General features: G+C 60.5%; 15 protein-coding genes and 1 pseudogene. 7 read left to right on the forward strand and 9 right to left on the reverse strand.

From position 1 onward, the window contains the following. The first annotated feature begins 1172 nt into the window (after positions 1-1172). From ACP2YP_RS34690 to ACP2YP_RS34700, 3 genes are all read left to right on the forward strand, one after another. Complete coding sequence (locus tag ACP2YP_RS34690) at positions 1173-1532, forward strand: Dabb family protein (protein ID WP_270163303.1); 360 nt, start codon at positions 1173-1175, stop codon at positions 1530-1532. A gap of 113 nt (positions 1533-1645) precedes the next feature. Further along, the gene (pabB, locus tag ACP2YP_RS34695; protein ID WP_426420793.1) at positions 1646-3040 is read left to right on the forward strand and encodes an aminodeoxychorismate synthase component I; all 1395 of its coding nucleotides are present in this window, start codon (positions 1646-1648) and stop codon (positions 3038-3040) included. Further along, complete coding sequence (locus ACP2YP_RS34700; RefSeq protein WP_426420795.1) at positions 3037-3648, forward strand: anthranilate synthase component II; 612 nt, start codon at positions 3037-3039, stop codon at positions 3646-3648. Before pabB ends, ACP2YP_RS34700 begins: the two co-directional genes overlap by 4 nt. 249 nt (positions 3649-3897) lie before the next feature. On the opposite strand, the gene ald is transcribed toward ACP2YP_RS34700, so the two are convergent. After that, positions 3898-5010 (reverse strand): alanine dehydrogenase, encoded by a 1113-nt coding sequence (gene ald / locus ACP2YP_RS34705; protein WP_426420797.1) that lies wholly within the window; start codon positions 5008-5010, stop codon positions 3898-3900. A 467-nt stretch (positions 5011-5477) separates the two neighbouring features. Here ald and ACP2YP_RS34710 point away from each other — a divergent pair, with 467 nt between their 5' ends. The 4 genes and pseudogenes from ACP2YP_RS34710 to ACP2YP_RS34725 all read left to right on the forward strand — a co-directional run bounded on the left by ACP2YP_RS34710 (position 5478) and on the right by ACP2YP_RS34725 (position 8573). After that, the gene (locus ACP2YP_RS34710; protein WP_426420799.1) at positions 5478-6200 is read left to right on the forward strand and encodes a helix-turn-helix transcriptional regulator; all 723 of its coding nucleotides are present in this window, start codon (positions 5478-5480) and stop codon (positions 6198-6200) included. An 8-nt stretch (positions 6201-6208) separates the two neighbouring features. Continuing rightward, positions 6209-6348 (forward strand): annotated as a pseudogene (locus tag ACP2YP_RS34715) (transposase domain-containing protein); the annotation flags it as partial. A 596-nt stretch (positions 6349-6944) separates the two neighbouring features. Beyond that, positions 6945-7574, forward strand: coding sequence for an acyl-homoserine-lactone synthase (locus ACP2YP_RS34720; protein WP_426420801.1), 630 nt, complete (start codon positions 6945-6947; stop codon positions 7572-7574). Positions 7575-7634: 60 nt separating this feature from the next. Next, positions 7635-8573 (forward strand): LysR family transcriptional regulator, encoded by a 939-nt coding sequence (locus ACP2YP_RS34725; protein WP_426420803.1) that lies wholly within the window; start codon positions 7635-7637, stop codon positions 8571-8573. Here the strand turns inward: ACP2YP_RS34725 and ACP2YP_RS34730 are convergent. The 8 genes from ACP2YP_RS34730 to trbE all read right to left on the reverse strand — a co-directional run bounded on the left by ACP2YP_RS34730 (position 8540) and on the right by trbE (position 16941). Then, positions 8540-8785, reverse strand: a complete 246-nt coding sequence (locus ACP2YP_RS34730; RefSeq protein ID WP_426420805.1) for a DUF2274 domain-containing protein — start codon at positions 8783-8785, stop codon at positions 8540-8542. The two genes, ACP2YP_RS34725 and ACP2YP_RS34730, sit on opposite strands and share 34 nt — an antisense overlap. Positions 8786-8791: 6 nt before the next feature. Beyond that, positions 8792-10006, reverse strand: coding sequence for a TrbI/VirB10 family protein (locus ACP2YP_RS34735; protein WP_426420807.1), 1215 nt, complete (start codon positions 10004-10006; stop codon positions 8792-8794). Further along, the gene (gene trbG, locus ACP2YP_RS34740) at positions 10003-10908 is read right to left on the reverse strand and encodes a P-type conjugative transfer protein TrbG (protein ID WP_426426379.1); all 906 of its coding nucleotides are present in this window, start codon (positions 10906-10908) and stop codon (positions 10003-10005) included. Before trbG ends, ACP2YP_RS34735 begins: the two co-directional genes overlap by 4 nt. An 86-nt stretch (positions 10909-10994) precedes the next feature. Beyond that, the gene (trbF, locus tag ACP2YP_RS34745) at positions 10995-11678 is read right to left on the reverse strand and encodes a conjugal transfer protein TrbF (RefSeq protein WP_426420809.1); all 684 of its coding nucleotides are present in this window, start codon (positions 11676-11678) and stop codon (positions 10995-10997) included. A 484-nt stretch (positions 11679-12162) separates the two neighbouring features. Further along, on the reverse strand, positions 12163-13392 hold the full coding sequence (gene trbL / locus ACP2YP_RS34750) for a P-type conjugative transfer protein TrbL (RefSeq protein WP_426420811.1): 1230 nt from the start codon (positions 13390-13392) through the stop codon (positions 12163-12165). Further along, entirely contained in the window at positions 13389-13772 is a 384-nt protein-coding gene (gene trbK-alt, locus ACP2YP_RS34755; protein ID WP_426420813.1) for a putative entry exclusion protein TrbK-alt, read from the reverse strand. The genes trbL and trbK-alt overlap by 4 nt, the downstream gene beginning before the upstream one ends. After that, entirely contained in the window at positions 13772-14503 is a 732-nt protein-coding gene (trbJ, locus tag ACP2YP_RS34760; protein WP_426420815.1) for a P-type conjugative transfer protein TrbJ, read from the reverse strand. The genes trbK-alt and trbJ overlap by 1 nt, the downstream gene beginning before the upstream one ends. Beyond that, positions 14500-16941, reverse strand: coding sequence for a conjugal transfer protein TrbE (trbE, locus tag ACP2YP_RS34765; protein WP_426420817.1), 2442 nt, complete (start codon positions 16939-16941; stop codon positions 14500-14502). The genes trbJ and trbE overlap by 4 nt, the downstream gene beginning before the upstream one ends. Positions 16942-16949: the final 8 nt, after the last annotated feature.

Here is a 16949-nt window from a genome sequence, read left to right on the forward strand (position 1 = left end):
TCCGGACCGCAGTAGGAGGCGCGTCCCCCGGGGCGGGCGCCATCTCAGCCGCCGATGACCGCTCAGGCGGCAGGTAATCGCCGCAACCAATTGCTGTCCGCTTCGCAACGGGACTTGAAGTGCTCAACGCACCTCTTTGAGCAGAGGGCGGTTCGCGAAGAGTAGTAACGAATAAGGCCAAACTTTCCGGTGCAAATGGCGCACCGTTTGACGGTGTTGCGCTGAAGTTTTTGATGGTCTTTGGACATGTCCGTCTCCAATTCCTGCATCTCCCATTGCTCGTTGGAGGGCTCAGGCTTGCGACGCGTGGCGGGGCGCGACGTAGCTCAATCCGCGTTCGCGCTTCCGCATCCATTTCCGCCTGCACTCGTTGCTTTGACCTTGACCTGGACACCTTTCGATCGGGCACCGTCGATAAGCGCAAAGTTTATCACTTTGTTCTAGAAGAAAATCGCCGATCTCCTTCCTGCCAGCGCATACTTCACGCGACGTTTCCCTATTTGGCGCAGAAGTTCATCGTAGAAATCGACTATTGGTCCGGCATAGCGGGCTCACCGCAAAGGGACGATCGGCTGACATCCGGCCAGCTCAGCCCGATCGTAAATCGGTCGCCCAAAGGTGCTTCTGCAGCCCCTAGAGTGGCTGCGCGCGACGGGCCTATCGAGGACGACGTCTCGAGCGTGTCGCCCAGGTCGTGGCCCGCCCGATCGCGACGCCGTCTCGACAAAGCTGGAGCGCTCACGTGCCGCGACCGTCAACCGCCTCAAAAAGCCGATGTGGGTTGCACCTACTGCGCCACAGGAGAGCCGGGTTGTGCTGTTCACCACCGCTACGCGCATGGACGAACGACGAATTCACGCGGCACCTTCGTCTATTCAGATCCCAACAAGAAGAGCTGCAAGACCGATGGCATGTGGCTGGGTTTGAGGGCGGTTTCACCCTGACACCGAGGCAACGATGACCGCCCGAGTGCCGGCGGCTCACGTCGCGGGATCTAGCTTGCACTGGGCCTGGACCGCAGCCACGTTCCTCAAATGGCGCCCCGCTTGACCGCGGGCAGAAGCTCCAGCAGCAAGGCCGTTGCGGCGATTGCGACCCGCTGGGGTAATGTTGCAGCGCGCTCAAGGCCAAGATAGTTATGCGCCTACTTCCCCTATCACCCCAGGCCCATCATGATTCGTCACATCGTTTTGTTTACCGCCAAGGATAAGGCCCAGATCGACGAAATGATCGAAGGCCTGTCAGTTCTCACCACAATCCCACATGCACGCCTGCTCGAGGTTGGTCGCAATCGCAAGACCGACCAGTTCGGCAACGATATCGACGTAGTGGTCTACGGTGAGTTCGACAACGAGAGGGAACTCGCAGCCTACAGAGCTCACGACCTATACCAGGAATCGATTAGCCGGGTGCGACCGCTCCGCGAGCTGCGGTTTGCGGCCGATTACACCGTATCAACGGATGCGCGCTTGGCCTCGACGGCAGCAACAGGTCAAGTTGCTCGGCGCCTCGAGCCGACTGGCGGGGGCTAAGCTGACAATCGGCCTCAACGGTCCCCGGGTCCCAGACCAGCGCTCTCAGTGGGCTCGGGATCACAATCTGAGCACATCTCACAGCTCGCAAGTCATCAGTGACTGACAGCCCAATGCACGTCCGCGAGCTGCCGTGGATCGAGCCCGTCATGGCGATGCGACGTCTGGCTCATCGACCGCAGCTTACGTTTCTCGATAGCGCGGCCAGGCATGAATTGCTCGGCCGCTATTCATATTTGAGCTGCGATCCGTTCAGTACCTTTATGGTCGCGGACGGACAGGCGAGTTGGAACGGAGAGCCTCTTGAAGGCGACCCTTGGGAAGCTCTTCGCGCCCTTCTCGCCAACTATTCGCAAGAGCATCGCTCCGATCTCCCCCCGTTCCAGGGAGGCGCAGCCGGCTTCCTTGCTTACGATTTAAACAGGACGTTAGAGCACTTGCCGACGCCCGCAATTCCCGGGCAGGGATTGCCCCAATCGCTCCTGCATTTCTATGACGTAGTCGTGAGCTACGATCACCGGCACAACAAATGCTGGATCATTTCCACAGGATGGCCGGAGCAGGATCCTGTACGTCACGTAGAGCGTGCACGCCGTCGAGCCGACGAATTTGCAGCACTGCTTGCCAACCCAGAGACGCCGCGGGATACATCCTCCGGCTGCGTGGGCGCCTGGCATTCGAACTTCAGCCGCGAGGACTATGTTGCGGCGGTCAAGCGCGTCGTCGGCTTGATTCTGGCCGGAGACGTCTTCCAAGCCAACATTGCGCAGCGCTTCAGCGCCAGGGTGCCGACTTCCTTCGACCCCCTCACCTTCTACAGCCAGCTACGATCATCGAACCCCGCACCGTTTGGGGCGCTCCTGCGCTATGGCAAGCTGACCGTCGCATCGAGCTCGCCGGAGCGTTTCCTGAAGCTTGGTGGAGGCCGGGTCGAAACACGCCCCATCAAGGGGACGATCGCGCGTTCCGCTGATTGGAAGGAAGACCAACGCCGAGCTGAAATCCTCGTTGCGTCTGAAAAGGACCGCGCCGAGAACGTCATGATCGTCGACCTCCTACGCAACGATCTGTCACGTGTCTGCACTGCGCGTTCGATCGAAGTTCCAGCGCTGTGCGACCTCGAATCCTATGCCTCGGTGCACCACCTCGTGTCGGTCGTTACGGGTGAACTTGCAGGAGACCAGGACGCCGTTACCTTACTTCGCGCTTGCTTTCCCGGCGGCTCCATTACCGGAGCGCCAAAGGTGCGCTCGATGGAAATCATATCGGAAATCGAGCGTGTAGCACGCGAGCTCTATTGCGGGGCGATCGGCTTCATTGGCTTTAATAGGCACATGGACACAAACATTGCGATTCGCACTGTAACGATCGACGGCGATGTGGCTGTCTTTCATGCAGGCAGCGGGATAACGGCGATGTCGGACCCAGAGGCCGAATACGAGGAGACGCTGGCCAAGGCGAAGCGCATCTTCGATGCGTTTCGTGCTGAACGATCCGGTGCAGTTTGATTGTCATCATCGACAACTACGATTCCTTCGTCTTCAACATTGCCCGCTATTTCCGCAACCTTGGTGAGGCAACGGAGGTGGTCCGGAACGACGAGATCAGCGTCAGGGACCTTGTTGGCTTGAAGCCGCGCGCAGTGGTCATCTCACCGGGTCCCTGCACTCCACTTGAGGCCGGAATATCCACGGCCGTCGTTCGCGGGCTTTCAGGTCGCGTACCACTTCTCGGCATTTGCCTCGGACATCAGTGTATCGGAAGCGCTTTCGGCGGAGGCGTGGCGCTTGCACGTCGCCCTATGCACGGTCGGTCCTCGTATGTAACGCATGATGGTCGAGGGCTGTTCAAGGAGCTCCCATCCCCACTTCGCGTCGGGCGCTACCATTCTCTTGTTGTTGAGCTCGATGAGGCTCGCGCCCCGCATCTTACGGTGACAGCGCGTTCGGACGAAGGCGAGGTCATGGCGCTCGCACATCGTTTCCAACCGACATTTGGCGTGCAGTTTCATCCGGAATCGATACTCACGGAACAAGGGGACGTGCTGCTTATGAACTTCTTGCGCCTGACGGAGGCTTCCTGGGCCAAGATCGAGCCACCTACCGGATCGCTGTGACTGGCTCGGCAGCGGTTCGATCTCGTCGCAAGCAACGACGCTCGCGCGCGAACGGGTCCACCGCTTCTGGCCCGATGCCGACGCCCGGCGCCCCCATCAGCGATGATGGTCGTGCGAAATCGCAGCCTGAGGGCAAGTCACGCTGTCTTGCGCGGAGTTGCGCTGGCTCTCTTCCAAAAAAAGGGCCACTCCGGAGGAAGGAGTGGCCCAAGTCAGGGAGGAAAACGCCCCCTAAGGAGCCTCTGGGGATCAGGCCGCGGCCTGTTCGATCGGTGAGAACGGTAGGCCGAGACTCTCGGCCACCGCCTTATAAGTTAGCCGGCCCCGATAGACATTGAGGCCTGCGCGCAGATGCGGATTCTCGAGCACGGCTGCAAATCCCTTGTTGGCAAGAGCCAAACCAAAGGGCAGCGTGGCATTGTTTAATGCCTGGCTTGAGGTGAGCGGGACAGCTCCGGGCATATTGGCGACGCAGTAGTGAATGACGCCGTCCATCTCGTAGGTTGGATCCGCATGCGTCGTCGGACGCGAGGTCTCGAAGCATCCGCCCTGATCGATAGCTACGTCCACGATGACGGAACCCTTGCGCATCGAACCCAACATGCCGCGGCTGACCAGCTTCGGCGCGCTGGCGCCGGGAACGAGCACCGCCCCAATGACAACGTCCGCTGCAAATACTTCCTCCTCAACGGCTTCTATGGTCGAGAACCTGGTGCGAACGCGCCCCTCGAATAGTTCGTCCAGTTCGCGAAGCCGGGGAATCGAACGATCGAGGATCGTGACCTCGGCACCCAGTCCCGCCGCCATCCGTGCGGCATGCGCACCAACAACCCCGCCTCCGATCACAACGATACGGGCCGGCTGCACGCCGGGCACGCCGCCGATCAATAGCCCCCGCCCACCTGAGGAGCGCCTCAGCGCCGCGCCGGCCGCTTCGATCGCAAGCCTGCCCGCAACCTCGCTCATTGGCGCAAGCAGCGGAAGCCCGCCAGCCGGACCAGTCACGGTCTCGTAGGCAATGGCGGTACATCCGGACTTTATGAGGCCCTTAGCCTGCTCCGGGTCCGGCGCCAGATGCAGATATGTGAAGAGGATCTGGTTCTCTCGCAGCTGGGTCCATTCCGAAGGCTGGGGCTCCTTGACCTTTACGATCATCTCGCTCGATGCGAATACATCGTGAGCGGACCCCAGAATCGTCGCGCCAGCCTTGCGGTACTGGTCGTCTGTTGCGCCGATGCCAGCGCCAGCCGTGGTCTCGATCAGCACGCTGTGGCCTGCGGCCACATATTCGCGGACAGCCCCAGGAGTCAGGCCCACGCGGTATTCGTGCGTCTTGATCTCCTTGGGAACACCGACCTTCATTTGGAATCTCCTCTTGGACGGCCCCCTTCTAGTGGGAATCGCGGGGCAAACTTGCGAAATTGGAGCCAACTCGCGCTGAAATTCCGCGATTCTCTGTGCAATCACGCAGGATTTCAAAGAAGCGCACGAGACCGACATGGCATTCGTCGATGAGCAGCCGTAAGTGGCGAATTACCGGACCGAATTCTCGTGTCGAGCGGAAACTGTTTGCCACTGCGATCGCGCGGCTATGGGACGCCGCATCAAAACAATCACAAGATATCAAGCACGACTTGACCTTGTACGACTTGATCTCACCATTGGAGGCAAGCGCTCAGATTTCACCGCAATCGCGCATTATCCGGGTTGCATCCAGGCGTTGTCCGCGCGGCATGAAGTGATAAGGCGTAAGAGCCCGATATCTGAGTTTACCGATTGAGGCGAAAGTCAAACGTGTGATTTTTCGAGTGCCTGCAGCGAGAAGGACAATGCGTTACGTTTTCCAAGCTTTCATCGATCAACTCATCGAAAGTACTGACGTCGACGACCTTAGGCTGGGGATGGCCGAAACTGCTGCCGCGCTCGATCTGTGTTGTTTCGCCTACCTCGCTTTACCTTCCAGACCAGGCGCGCAGCCGCTTCTGATTTCGACCTATCCATCAAGTTGGACTTCGCATTACGTCCAGCAACAGTATCATCGGTTCGACCCCGTGATTATCCAATCACTTCGCCGGGACAAGGCCTTTGAGTGGGGTCTTGGTCTCGGGCCAGAAGTACATTCGGAGCCTGCCCGCCAGCTTTTCGAAGAGGCCGCCCGATTTGGCATTCGCTGCGGCTTCACCGTTCCGATTCACGAGAGCGGCGTCGCTGTTGCCGCGGTCACATTTGCTGCCAGCGAGCGAGGTGCGTCCTTCGGACGTTCCGTACGCCGGCATGCTCGTATACTTCCATTTTTAGCAACGACTTTCCATGCACATGCACAACGTAAGCTGCGTGCCCGCGATCAGATTGATGGTGTCACGCTTTCTCGGCGAGAAATCCAATGTCTAAATTGGGCCGCTCAGGGCAAGTCTTCCTGGGAGATTGGCCGCATCATGGGCATCTCTCACCATACGGTCGCATTTCACCTGGACAACGCCAAGGCCAAGCTGGGCGTTCGATCGACCATCCAAGCAGTCGCGCGTTTTGTTGCCGCTGGCCGAAAGACCTAGGTGCGGCCGGCCGGCGCGCCGCGGCCATCTACACCGTCATCGCTTCCGCCAAGCTCAACGACATCGATCCCCAGGCCCCGCTCGCAGACATACTGGCCCGTCTGCCGGGTCATCCCGCCAAGCGCATCTAGCACTTCGACCTTGGAATTGGCGCCCTCAGAGCGATGAGCTAACGAGGGTAAACGATGTTCCGGCATCACCCCCGAGCTGCCAAACCGCGATTAATTCCCGGCGATTTGATCCTGGGCGGCAGCCAGACGTTCGGCTTCCTTTAATGCTGCAGCTTTTGTCATGATGGTCCGATGTCGTTCGCTTCGGTGTCAGGCAACCAGGCAGGAAGGAACCACCAGCCTCCTGGACGTCCGTAGCTGGCCGTGCTTCGGATTGATCCGATGCCCTCAGCGATAAACCAGCCAGGATCGACCCCGTCCTGCCGCCATGAGATTTCTGACATGGTGTGTGTCATCCTCGATAGAATGTACCTTCAAACTCTAGGTCTCGTTCCCGAGTTCTAGCCACTCCATATCGGCCGACAGGAAAAACTCGTCGATAGTGCTCTGAGGATGTTCGGCGACGCTACGGGCGACGACCGACCAAATATGCTTGCGCGGCACGGTCCTGCTATTCCGGGGGCGCCGGATGCGTGCGTCGGATTTCGGTATCACACCCTCCTTAACTGAGGAGGCTGCACATCCCCAGCAATTCCCCTTCAATACCCGCCCTGCGGCTTTGGAGGCACAATCAATGATGCAGATCATCACACAGGAGTTCTATGGAGCCTTTGCTGAAGACCTTTGTGAGATGCACCGACTTAGATATCGGGTTTTCAAGGAACGACTCGCATGGGACGTTCAGACCAGCGGGGACATGGAAATCGATGAATTCGATGCACTCGGTCCCGTCTACCTGATTCAACGATCGAGCAACTATAGCGTTCAGGGCTGCGTACGACTGCTTCCATCTACTGGACCGACGATGTTGCGCGATACCTTCCCTCTGCTGCTCGATGGACAGCCCTTTAAAGCGGCTCCTTCGGTCTGGGAAAGCAGCCGTTTTGCGCTGGATGTTGACGCTGGAACGCGCGCAACGATGCGGGGGCTGACCAGCGCGACGTACGAGCTCTTCGCTGGCATGATCGAATTCGGCCTTTCGAGGCGGCTCACAGAAATTATAACGGTGACCGACGCGCGGATGGAGCGCATCTTGCGACGCGCCGGGTGGCCCCTGCGGCGGGCAGGCCAGGCAAGGACATTGGGAAACACCCAAGCAGTCGCTGGCTATCTCGAGATTTCGGCGGCCGCACTATCCCGGGTCCGCGACACCGGAACACTTCGCTCACCTGTGCTCTGGGAGCCGGCGCTGAAAGCTGCGTAGAGGTGCCGCATTTTCAGCCGCTCAACCTCCCAACCGTTAGCGATCGCGATCTCAAGAGACATGTCTCACCCTGTTCAATCAACAAATATCAGTCTTCGTCATTTGCGATCGGCGGTCGCTGCGGCGGACTGCGGAAGCTTTCGACAGGCGGCCGAATGCCTGGCTGTGCAGCATTCGGTGCTCAGTCGCTCGATCAGTCAGTTTGAGCACCTGGTCGGAGTGGCTCTCTTTGACCGTTCGACCGGCGGAGTCGCGCCAACGCCCGCAGGACGAACGATCCTGCAAATGTCGCGAATGATCCTTGAGCAGGTCGACACACTGGTCGCAACGGGCCGCTCCAGCGGCCGCGGCGAGGCAGGCCACCTTTCCGTGGGCTTCTGCACCTCAATATCTGCAGGCAATCTACGTGCCACCCTCGCGGAGTTCAGGAAGCGAACTCCCATGGTCGCACTCACCACAGCCGAACAGTCGCGCACACGTCTGATGGATTCTGTTCGCAGTGGCACGACCGATGTCGCCGTCGTGCCTGGAGGACGTACGCTATCCGGTCAGAAGAGTCTGCCGGTTTGGAGCGAACGCATTCTCATTGTGCTTCCAAAGGATCATCCTCTGCTCTCCCGCAACGTTATCCACTGGACCGACCTTCACAACGAGACAGTTATTCTAAGCCAACGTGATCCGGGAAGCGATTTAAAGGAGCTGCTGGTTTCAAAGCTGGTTGCCAATGAGAGGCGTCCAAAGATCGAGCGGCATGATGTCAGCCGAGGCGTCATCAAGAGCCTCGTCAGCCTGGGGCTTGGAATAAGTCTGGTCCTTGAAGCTGACGTGGGAGCCAACTTCACCGGCGTGGTCTATCGGGAAATCCAGGACGGTTCTGGACCAAGCCGTATGGGCTTTAACGCGTACTGGCGTAAGGACAATGAGAACCCGGCGCTTACGCGCTTCCTGGATCTCTTGGCCGAACGTTATCCTTCACCGCCTTCAACGGCAGAGGGGTGACTTGAACGCCTAAGCTTTCTGAAACCGCGATCGGTGGCCATAAACCGTGCCAGCATCGGCGCAATCAGCTTGGCCGGCTCTACTGATTGGCTCGATTCACGCGAAAGGGCCTCGGCATAGGCAACAAGCTCTCGATGCACGGACGCCGGCAGATCAAGATTGATCTTGACGGGTTTTTCATCTGGTATCGCTCCGATTTTGAGTTTTGGCATGTGCAATCACCCTTTATATGGCTCCAGAACGAGGTCACGATTGATGTTGACGCGGATCGGAAACCCGGGTCGGACAGTGAGTGTGGGCTGGATGTTGAGACTGCGCCGAACCACTTGCTGTCCAGTTTGGTTGAGCGAATCCGATGCGCCATGTCGCAACGCCTGAATGATCGCACTATCGTTGCTGTTTGTATCGGAGCCAGCTCCCAGTTCTGTGCCGACGGCCAGGAAGGTCGAAAGTGCGGCTGCCTTGAATAGTTCGCCCCAGTGGTTGTCGACCTCGTCTTCAAGCCCAGCAAACCCCGATGGATCCGCACCGGGCTGACGCTCGAGGACAATGGAACGCCCGTTGGGCATGATCAGCCGCGTCCAGACAAGCAACACACGTGACTGGCCGAAGCTGATCTGGCTGTCATAGACCCCTATGAGACGCGCTCCCTGCGGGATCAGCAGAAACCGACCCGTCGGCGTGTCATACACGTGCGCGGTGACCTGTGCCGTGATCTGTCCCGGCAGGTCGGAGCGGATGCCCGTGATCAGAGCTCCGGGAATGACCGTTCCTGCCTGCACCACATAAGGTGAAGCAGCTTTCGTGATTCGATCCGGACTCGTGGTACGCCTGTCCACGGCAGCATTCACGAACGCAAGCTTCCGGTCCTGCGCATTCTGCGCAGATCCCTCCTCGTTGTTGAGCGTCGGTGCAGCCATGTTCGCGCGATCAACTGCTTGCCCGACGCCTATCGAATTTGAGGCCTCTCGCGTATTCGTGGAAGCAAAGAGACGGCTGATGCGCGCCGCCTCTGCCTCCTGGTTCTCCCGCTGCCGCTCCTGATCGGCCGAACCTGCCGCGGTACCAGCCGGCTGCCCCTGAGCAGCGAGGATCGGGCGGCCAAGATCGCCTGGAAGCGGCGGGCCCAACTGCGGCACCTGGCGTGGCACCATCGTGTAATCCTGCGGAAGCGCAGTGATACTCTCCGCAACGTTGTGATGATCAGTGCTGTAGAGCTCTTCTGGCCTGGGACCGCGTGCCTGATTTTTCTGCAGCGCCCAGAAGGTCGCACCAGCAACAAGGAGTACTGCGAGGGAGCTTCCGGTCAACAGGACCTTGCGCGAAAGGCGAGTCACGCGCGGGTATTCTGGCCGGAGCCGAAACGGCTCTGTCTGCTCCTGAGACGGCCGCTGCGTGCCGGCCGGTTGTTCTTCATCCTGACGGTCGGTCATGTCGAGCTCCCGTCGGTCCGGATAATTCTGACCTTCTGCTGGTGCTCTCCGCCCAGGCGGAGTTCGGCGGCTGCGAACAGCCGATCGACAATCAGCAGATTGCCATAGGCCCGATAGTTGACGATCTCGGTCTTGCCGTCAGGACCGAGGGCAAACAGGGGCGGCATTTCGCCCTGTACGATGCCTTGCGGGAATTCGATGTAGACCTTGCGACCATCATCGTAGGCCGCAATGGGACGCCAGGGAGCGTTGTCACCTTCGATTCGGTAACGGAACCTGCGCTGCGTGATGTCCGGCAAAGCAGGTGTCAAAGGTGCCGATGGTCTTTTCCCCTGCCGATCTTGCGGGTAGTACCACGCAACCAACGGCATGAAGGGCTTTTCGCGCGAGCGAAGCTCGATCAGATAGGTGCGCCGATCCGTGTTGATGACGAGGTTCGTCTCGATCGACGCGCGCGTCGGCTTCACCAGGACATGGACGCGGCGGGTGTCCCCGCTTCCGTTTTCGGTATCCCCGACGACCCAACGCACCGTGTCACCGGCCGCGATCGGGCCGGACCCGACCAGCTGTTCGCCCTCCTCCAGCGCGATATCCGTGATTTGACCCGGCGCTGCGTAGACCTGATACAGGGCACCGGGACTGAAGCTGTAGATCTGCGCGGCGTTGAAATACCCGCGTTTGCGTGGCTGGACGCGAGCGGCGCTATTGGCCGCTTCGACCCTGTCCACCGGCTCGGCCTCCTCCTTTGCCCCCGATTTGCCGCCGAGCGCCGGTTTCCAGGCGGGCGGGACGTGAAGTGGACGGCTCCGATCATCGACATCGGCCGGTAGCGGCGGCAGTGGCGGCACGTCGGAGTCATAGGTGATTTGGGGCGGAATATAGGTCGAGCAGGCGCCAAGCATGCACGCGAGGACCGCGAGCACTGAAACGGCCGCCCTGCCGGATAATCCTGGAGAGACGCCAGTCGGGACTTGAGAGGATTGCGGCTTCATTGCCCGAGCTCCTTCGACCAGCTGATTGCATTGACGTAGATGCCGAGAGGATTCTTGCGCAACCGATCGGCATCGCGAGGGGCCTGAATGACGATCGTCAGAATGGCGGTCCAGCGCTCCGTTGAACCAAGCGATCCGTTCTCGTAGCCGCGCTCAACCCAGGCGACGCGGAAGCTTTCCGTTGAGGCGCGGATCACGCTCGAGACTTCGACTGAGACTTGCGTCTTTCCGAGCCTTGAGAATGGATCATTGCTCCTGGCGTATTCGTTCAGGGCGGCGGCCCCGCGGTCGGTGGTGAAGTCGTACGCCCTGAGCCAGTTCTGGCGCAGGACAATGCCGTCTGCCGGCAGACCGCGGACGTCCTCGATAAAGCGAGCCAAGTGATAGGCAATCTGAGCATCGCTGGGTTCGAAATCGGAGGTCGCGGGAGCTATTCTTTGCGCCTGGCCGAGACGATCGACTTCGACGACCCACGGTGTGATTGTTCCTTGCGTTGATTGCCAGACCAGCCCTCCTGCGAGGCCGCACGAGAGCGTCAGACAGCTGAATGCCATCAGCCGCCAATTTCTGGCCTGCACACGTGCCGAGCCGATGCGCTCGTCCCACGCTTGCGCCGCCTTCTGGTAGGGCGTCACCGGCGCGGGCGTTCGCCCGTAGTGAACCGAAGACCTCTTGAACATCAGTCATTTCCCCAAGAAACGGAATTGAGATTTACATTTTGCTCGATCGCCAGGCGGCGCGTGCGGAGGGTCGCAATCACGTCGCTTGCTCGACGCGCACGAGGTGTCTGAACACGCAAAGGCAACGCGAGACACGGCAGGCCCTGCATTGCCGTCTGCGAACGCTTGAGCTCAAACCCCGGAGGTCAGGCAGCAAATGCACGAGAGGCAGCGTAAGGAAAGCGTCCGGCCGATCTTGCATCGCCGACATCTCGAACACTTGTTGCCTCTCGTGCAGTTGCGCTCTCACGGACGCTGTCTGGTCATGCATGGCCTGCCAGAGAAGCGCGGGCGTAAGGCTCAACGAGAGTGCTTGAGAAACCAGCACCAGAGCTTGCCAAGCCGGACCATGCCAGGTGCGCCGACCAGGGCGCGCGCTTGAATTTGGCTGGTCAGTCCTGTGGGCGTATTCGCGCGGCTTCTCAGCAAACGGGCACTTTGACATCTAGCGCCCTCCGTCAGACAGATCGATCGAACTGCCACTTCCACCATGGTCTCCCGACCGAACGGCATGAGTTGCCGCCGAAACTCCATGGCTGATTGTCTGCGCGCGCTTCATGCGCTGCGCCCAATCCGGCGGGCCTTCGCCCGAGCTGGCAGAGGTCGTGCTGGTGGACCGGCTGCCGCTATGGATCGCCGCGGAGGCTCTGCGGAGAGGACTGACAGAAGCTGAAGCAGCAGCCTCGGCAACACCGCCTATGCCGCCGCTCCGGTACGCGGCCGCCGCGCCGCTTGCGATCGCGCTGCCGCCCCGCGCCGCACCTGCGATCGCTCCGCCGGCGAGGCCGACGCCGCCGGCAGCCAGACCGGCTCCTGCTGCAGCCATCCCGCCGGCCGCAAGTCCCGTACCGACCGCGCTGCCCGCACCGAGTTGGGGACCACCGGATACCAGTCCGTTCGCGATTCCGGGTCCAAAGATTCCAAGGCCCAGAAGCGACAACGCGGCCAAGACCAGAGTCATGGCATCTTCGATCGTCGGCTGGCCGCCGTTGAAGCCGGCGGTGAACTGGGAAAACAAGGTCGAGCCGATACCGACGATCACGGCCAGCACCAGCACCTTGATGCCGGACGACACGACATTGCCAAGGACGCGTTCGGCCGCAAACGCCGTCTTGCCGAACAGGCCGAACGGAAGCAGCACGAACCCTGCCAGCGTCGTCAGCTTGAACTCGATCAGTGTGACGAAGAGCTGGATCGCCAGAATGAAGAAGGCGAGCAGGACGACGGCCCAGGCGAACAGCAGGACCACGATCTGGACAAAGTTCTCAAAAAAGCTGATGTAGCCCATCAGGTTTGAGATCGAATCCAGGATCGGCCGGCCGGCATCGAGCCCGACTTGAGCAATTTTTCCAGGGTGAACGAAATCGCCTGCCGAAAGGCCCGTACCTGAGGCCTTCAATCCGAGACCGGCGAAGCTTTCGAAGACGATACGGGCGAGATTATTCCAATTGCCGATCAGGTAGGCGAATACACCGACGAACAGGGTTTTCTTGACGAGCCGCGCGACGATGTCCTCATCCGTGCCCCAGCTCCAGAACAGGGCGGCCAGGGTGATATCGATCGCAGCCAGCGTTGTCGCAAGATAACCCACCTCGCCGCCAAGAAGCCCAAAGCCATTGTCGATGTAGCGGGTGAAGGTCTCGAGGAACTGATCGATAATTCCTGTGCCCGTCATTGACTACCTCCCTCGGGTGACGCGACGGAGGGATCGCCTTGAGGCATTCGGCTCTGATCTTTCGGCGCTGACAGCAACGGCGAGCTGGCTCGATCGTTGACAGCGGGACCGGTCGAGCTCACCCCTTGGCCGAAGAATCGGCGCCGGTTCTCGGCCCAGATCCTTTGGCAATCCTGATATGCCTCAGAATGCTCTGACGTCACGGTGCGGCAGCGGGTGAGATCGGATTCCATTGGGCTGGTGGCTGTTGCGCTCGATGGCTTCGGACCCATGACTTTGTCCGGACCGCGTAGCTGGATCGTGCATGCGACGATGAGTGCCGCTCCGCCAACCACCGTGATGGCGAGCGACAATGCTTGGAATGCCTTTTGATCGTTCATCAATGAAACATCTGCACGTTGGAGGATTGATAACCCTGACCGCTCGTCAGAAAGCGCCGAAGCTGCTCGCGAGCTTGGTCCTGAGCAGCGGCGCGTCGGGCTGAATCCAGAGATTGAGCCCTCCCCTGCGCCGCCACGGCAGCCGTCAAGTCGGCAAGCTGCTGCGCCTGGAGTGCGAGGATCTGGTTCCCGGCTTGCGTGGCCTGGAGGGCCCCGCTTGCACCCTGGCTTGAGCTCACCAGTGCTGAGGTCTGAATGCGGTTTGTGTCGAGATTTCCGACAACGCCGGCTTGCACACGAAGTGCGTCCTGAAACGCCGCGACCGAGTCCTGCCAGCGCGATTGCGCACCTGCGATCAACGCGGAATCGGATTGGCTGGCGGTTGCCGGTCCGTAGCTGGTGGCAAAGGCCCGATCGATCTGCTGCACGTCATAGCCGATGCGCTGGGCCTGGCTGAGAAGCTGCTGGGTGCGTTGAATTGAGGTCTGGAGCTGCTGCAGCGAGGAATATGGCAGGCTTGCCAGGTTCTTCGCCTGGTTGATCAACATTTGCGCCTCGTTCTGCAACGAGGTGATCTGATTGTTGATCTGCTGCAGCTCTCGTGCTGCGGTCAGGACATTCTGGACGTAGTTGTTGGGATCAAAGACGAGCCATTGCGCCCTGCTAGGCGCGGTTGCCAGAAGCGAGGCAGCAACGATGCTGATCGCCAGACCGAGACGACGACGGCTCATTGCGACTTCTCCAGATTGCTAAGATTGGGAATGAGATCCACGGCCCAACCGGCTCCGCGGTGCTGGAGCCAAGCAGGCACAAAGGCCTCGCGGCCGTGCTCCGTGACCAATCGGTCGATTGCGGCCTGGTCTGTCTTGGATGATGCAGCCGCAAAGGCGAGTGCGACTTCACCGAGCCCGAGCTCGAACATGCGGTTGCCGCGCCGGGATTGGCAGTAGTAGTCCCGTTTCGGCGTCGCGCGGCTCAAGAGCTCGATCTGGCGATCGTTGAGCCCAAAACGGCGATAGATCGCGGTGATCTGAGGCTCGATCGCACGCTCGTTCGGCAGAAGCAATCGAGTCGCGCAGCTCTCTATGATGGCAGGAGCGATGTCAGATCCATCGATGTCCGACAAAGACTGTGTGGCGAACACCACAGACGCGTTCTTCTTGCGCAGCGTCTTCAACCATTCGCGGAGCTGGCCGGCAAAATCCGCGTCATCAAGCGCAAGCCAGCCTTCGTCGACGATCATGAGCGTCGGCCTGCCATCGAGGCGGTCGCCAATGCGGTGGAACAGATAGGCCAGCACCGCGGGCGCCGCGTCCGTTCCAATCAGTCCTTCGGTCTCGAACGCCTGGACCGCCCCCGCGCCAATTCGCTCGAATTCTGCATCGAGCAGCCGCCCATAGGGCCCACCGAGGCAATAGGGTTGCAAAGCGCGTTTCAGGGTTGTCGACTGGAGCAGAACGGACAGCCCTGTCAGGGTCCGCTCCGGGAGGCGCGCTGACGCAAGGGAGGTCAGCGCGGACCATAAATGATCCTTTGCCTCCGGCGTGATCTCGATCTTCTCGCGGGCAAGGATCGAGGCAACCCAGTCCGTGGCCCAGGCGCGTTCCGCCGTGTCGTCGATCCAGGCCAATGGCTGCAACGCGACCGGCTCGGACGCATCTTGCGACAGCGCGCCGCCAAGATCGTGCCAATCCCCGCCCATAGCGAGGGCTGCCGCCCGGATTGAGCCTCCAAAATCAAAGGCGAAGACCTGAGACCGGGGATAGCGGCGGAACTGGAGCGCCATCAGCGCCAGCAGGACCGACTTGCCGGCACCGGTCGGGCCAACCACAAGCGTGTGTCCGACGTCGCCGACGTGAAGCGCGAAACGGAAGGGAGTTGACCCTTCCGTCTTGCCAAAGAACAGGGGCGGAGCGTTGAAATGATGATCACGCGCCTCTCCGGACCACACGGCCGACAGCGGAATCATGTGAGCAAGGTTGAGGGTCGAGAGGGGCGGTTGCCGGATGTTGGCATACACATGTCCAGGCAGGCTGCCGAGCCACGCTTCGACTGCATTCACCGTCTCGATCATGCAGGTGAAGTCGCGTCCCTGAATAACCTTCTCGACCAGTCGCAATCTCTCGTCGGCCGAGCGCGCATCCCGGCCCCAAACGGTAACGCTCGCCGTCACGAAGGCCTCTCCGATCTGGTCCGAACCAAGCTCCTGAAGCGCCGCGTCCGCATCCATCGCCTTGTTGTGAGCGTCGGTATCGAGAAGCGTGGAGGCCTCGTTGGTCATCACCTCCTTCAGGATCGCGGCGATTGACTTCCGCTTGGCGAACCACTGGCGCCGGATTTTCGTCAGGAGCTTTGTGGCATCCGTTTTGTCGAGCATGATCGCCCGGGTCGACCAGCGGTACGGGAAGGCGAGACGATTGAGGTCGTCGAGAATTCCGGGCGTTGTCGCTGTCGGAAATCCGACGACGGTCAGAACGCGCAGGTACGCTGTGCCCAACATCGGCTCGAGACCACCGGTCAAGGGTTGGTCAGCGAGCAGCGCGTCGAGATACATGGGGATCTCGGGCACACGAACCCGATGCCGTTTGATCGAGATCGTCGAATGCAGGTAAGTCAGCGTCTCCTCGTCGTCGAGCCAGGCGCATTCGGGCATGAAGCCCTCGACAAGCTGCAGCACGCGGTCGGTTCGGTCGACAAAGCCGCTGAGCACCTCGCGCGCGTCAGCACTTGGCGTGCGGCTGCTGCCTTCATAAAGAAGCCGCTCCGCCTTGGCCGCATCTTCCGCCGGCGGCAGGTAAACGAAAGTCAGATAATAGCTCGAGTCGTAATGGGCGCCCTCTTCCTCGAACTGCGCCCGGCGCTCGGCATCAACCAGCGCGGATGCGACGTCCGGAAATGTGTTGGGCGGATACGCTCCGGCGGAATGCCGCTGCGCCTCCACGAAGACGGCCCAGCCGGATCCGAGGCGACGCAAAGCGTTGTTGAGACGACCGGCCACCGCCACGAGTTCGGCCGGAACGGCACTGTCGAGGTCCGGTCCGCGGAATCTGGCCGTTCGCTGGAATGAGCCGTCCTTGTTCAGGACGATGCCCGCGTCGACCAGGGCCACCCAAGGCAGGAAATCGGCAAGCCGCGTGCTCGATCGGCGGTATTCCGCGAGATTTATCATGCGAGAAC

Source organism: Bradyrhizobium genosp. A (assembly GCF_049949275.1).
Classification (GTDB): Bacteria; Pseudomonadota; Alphaproteobacteria; order Rhizobiales; family Xanthobacteraceae; genus Bradyrhizobium.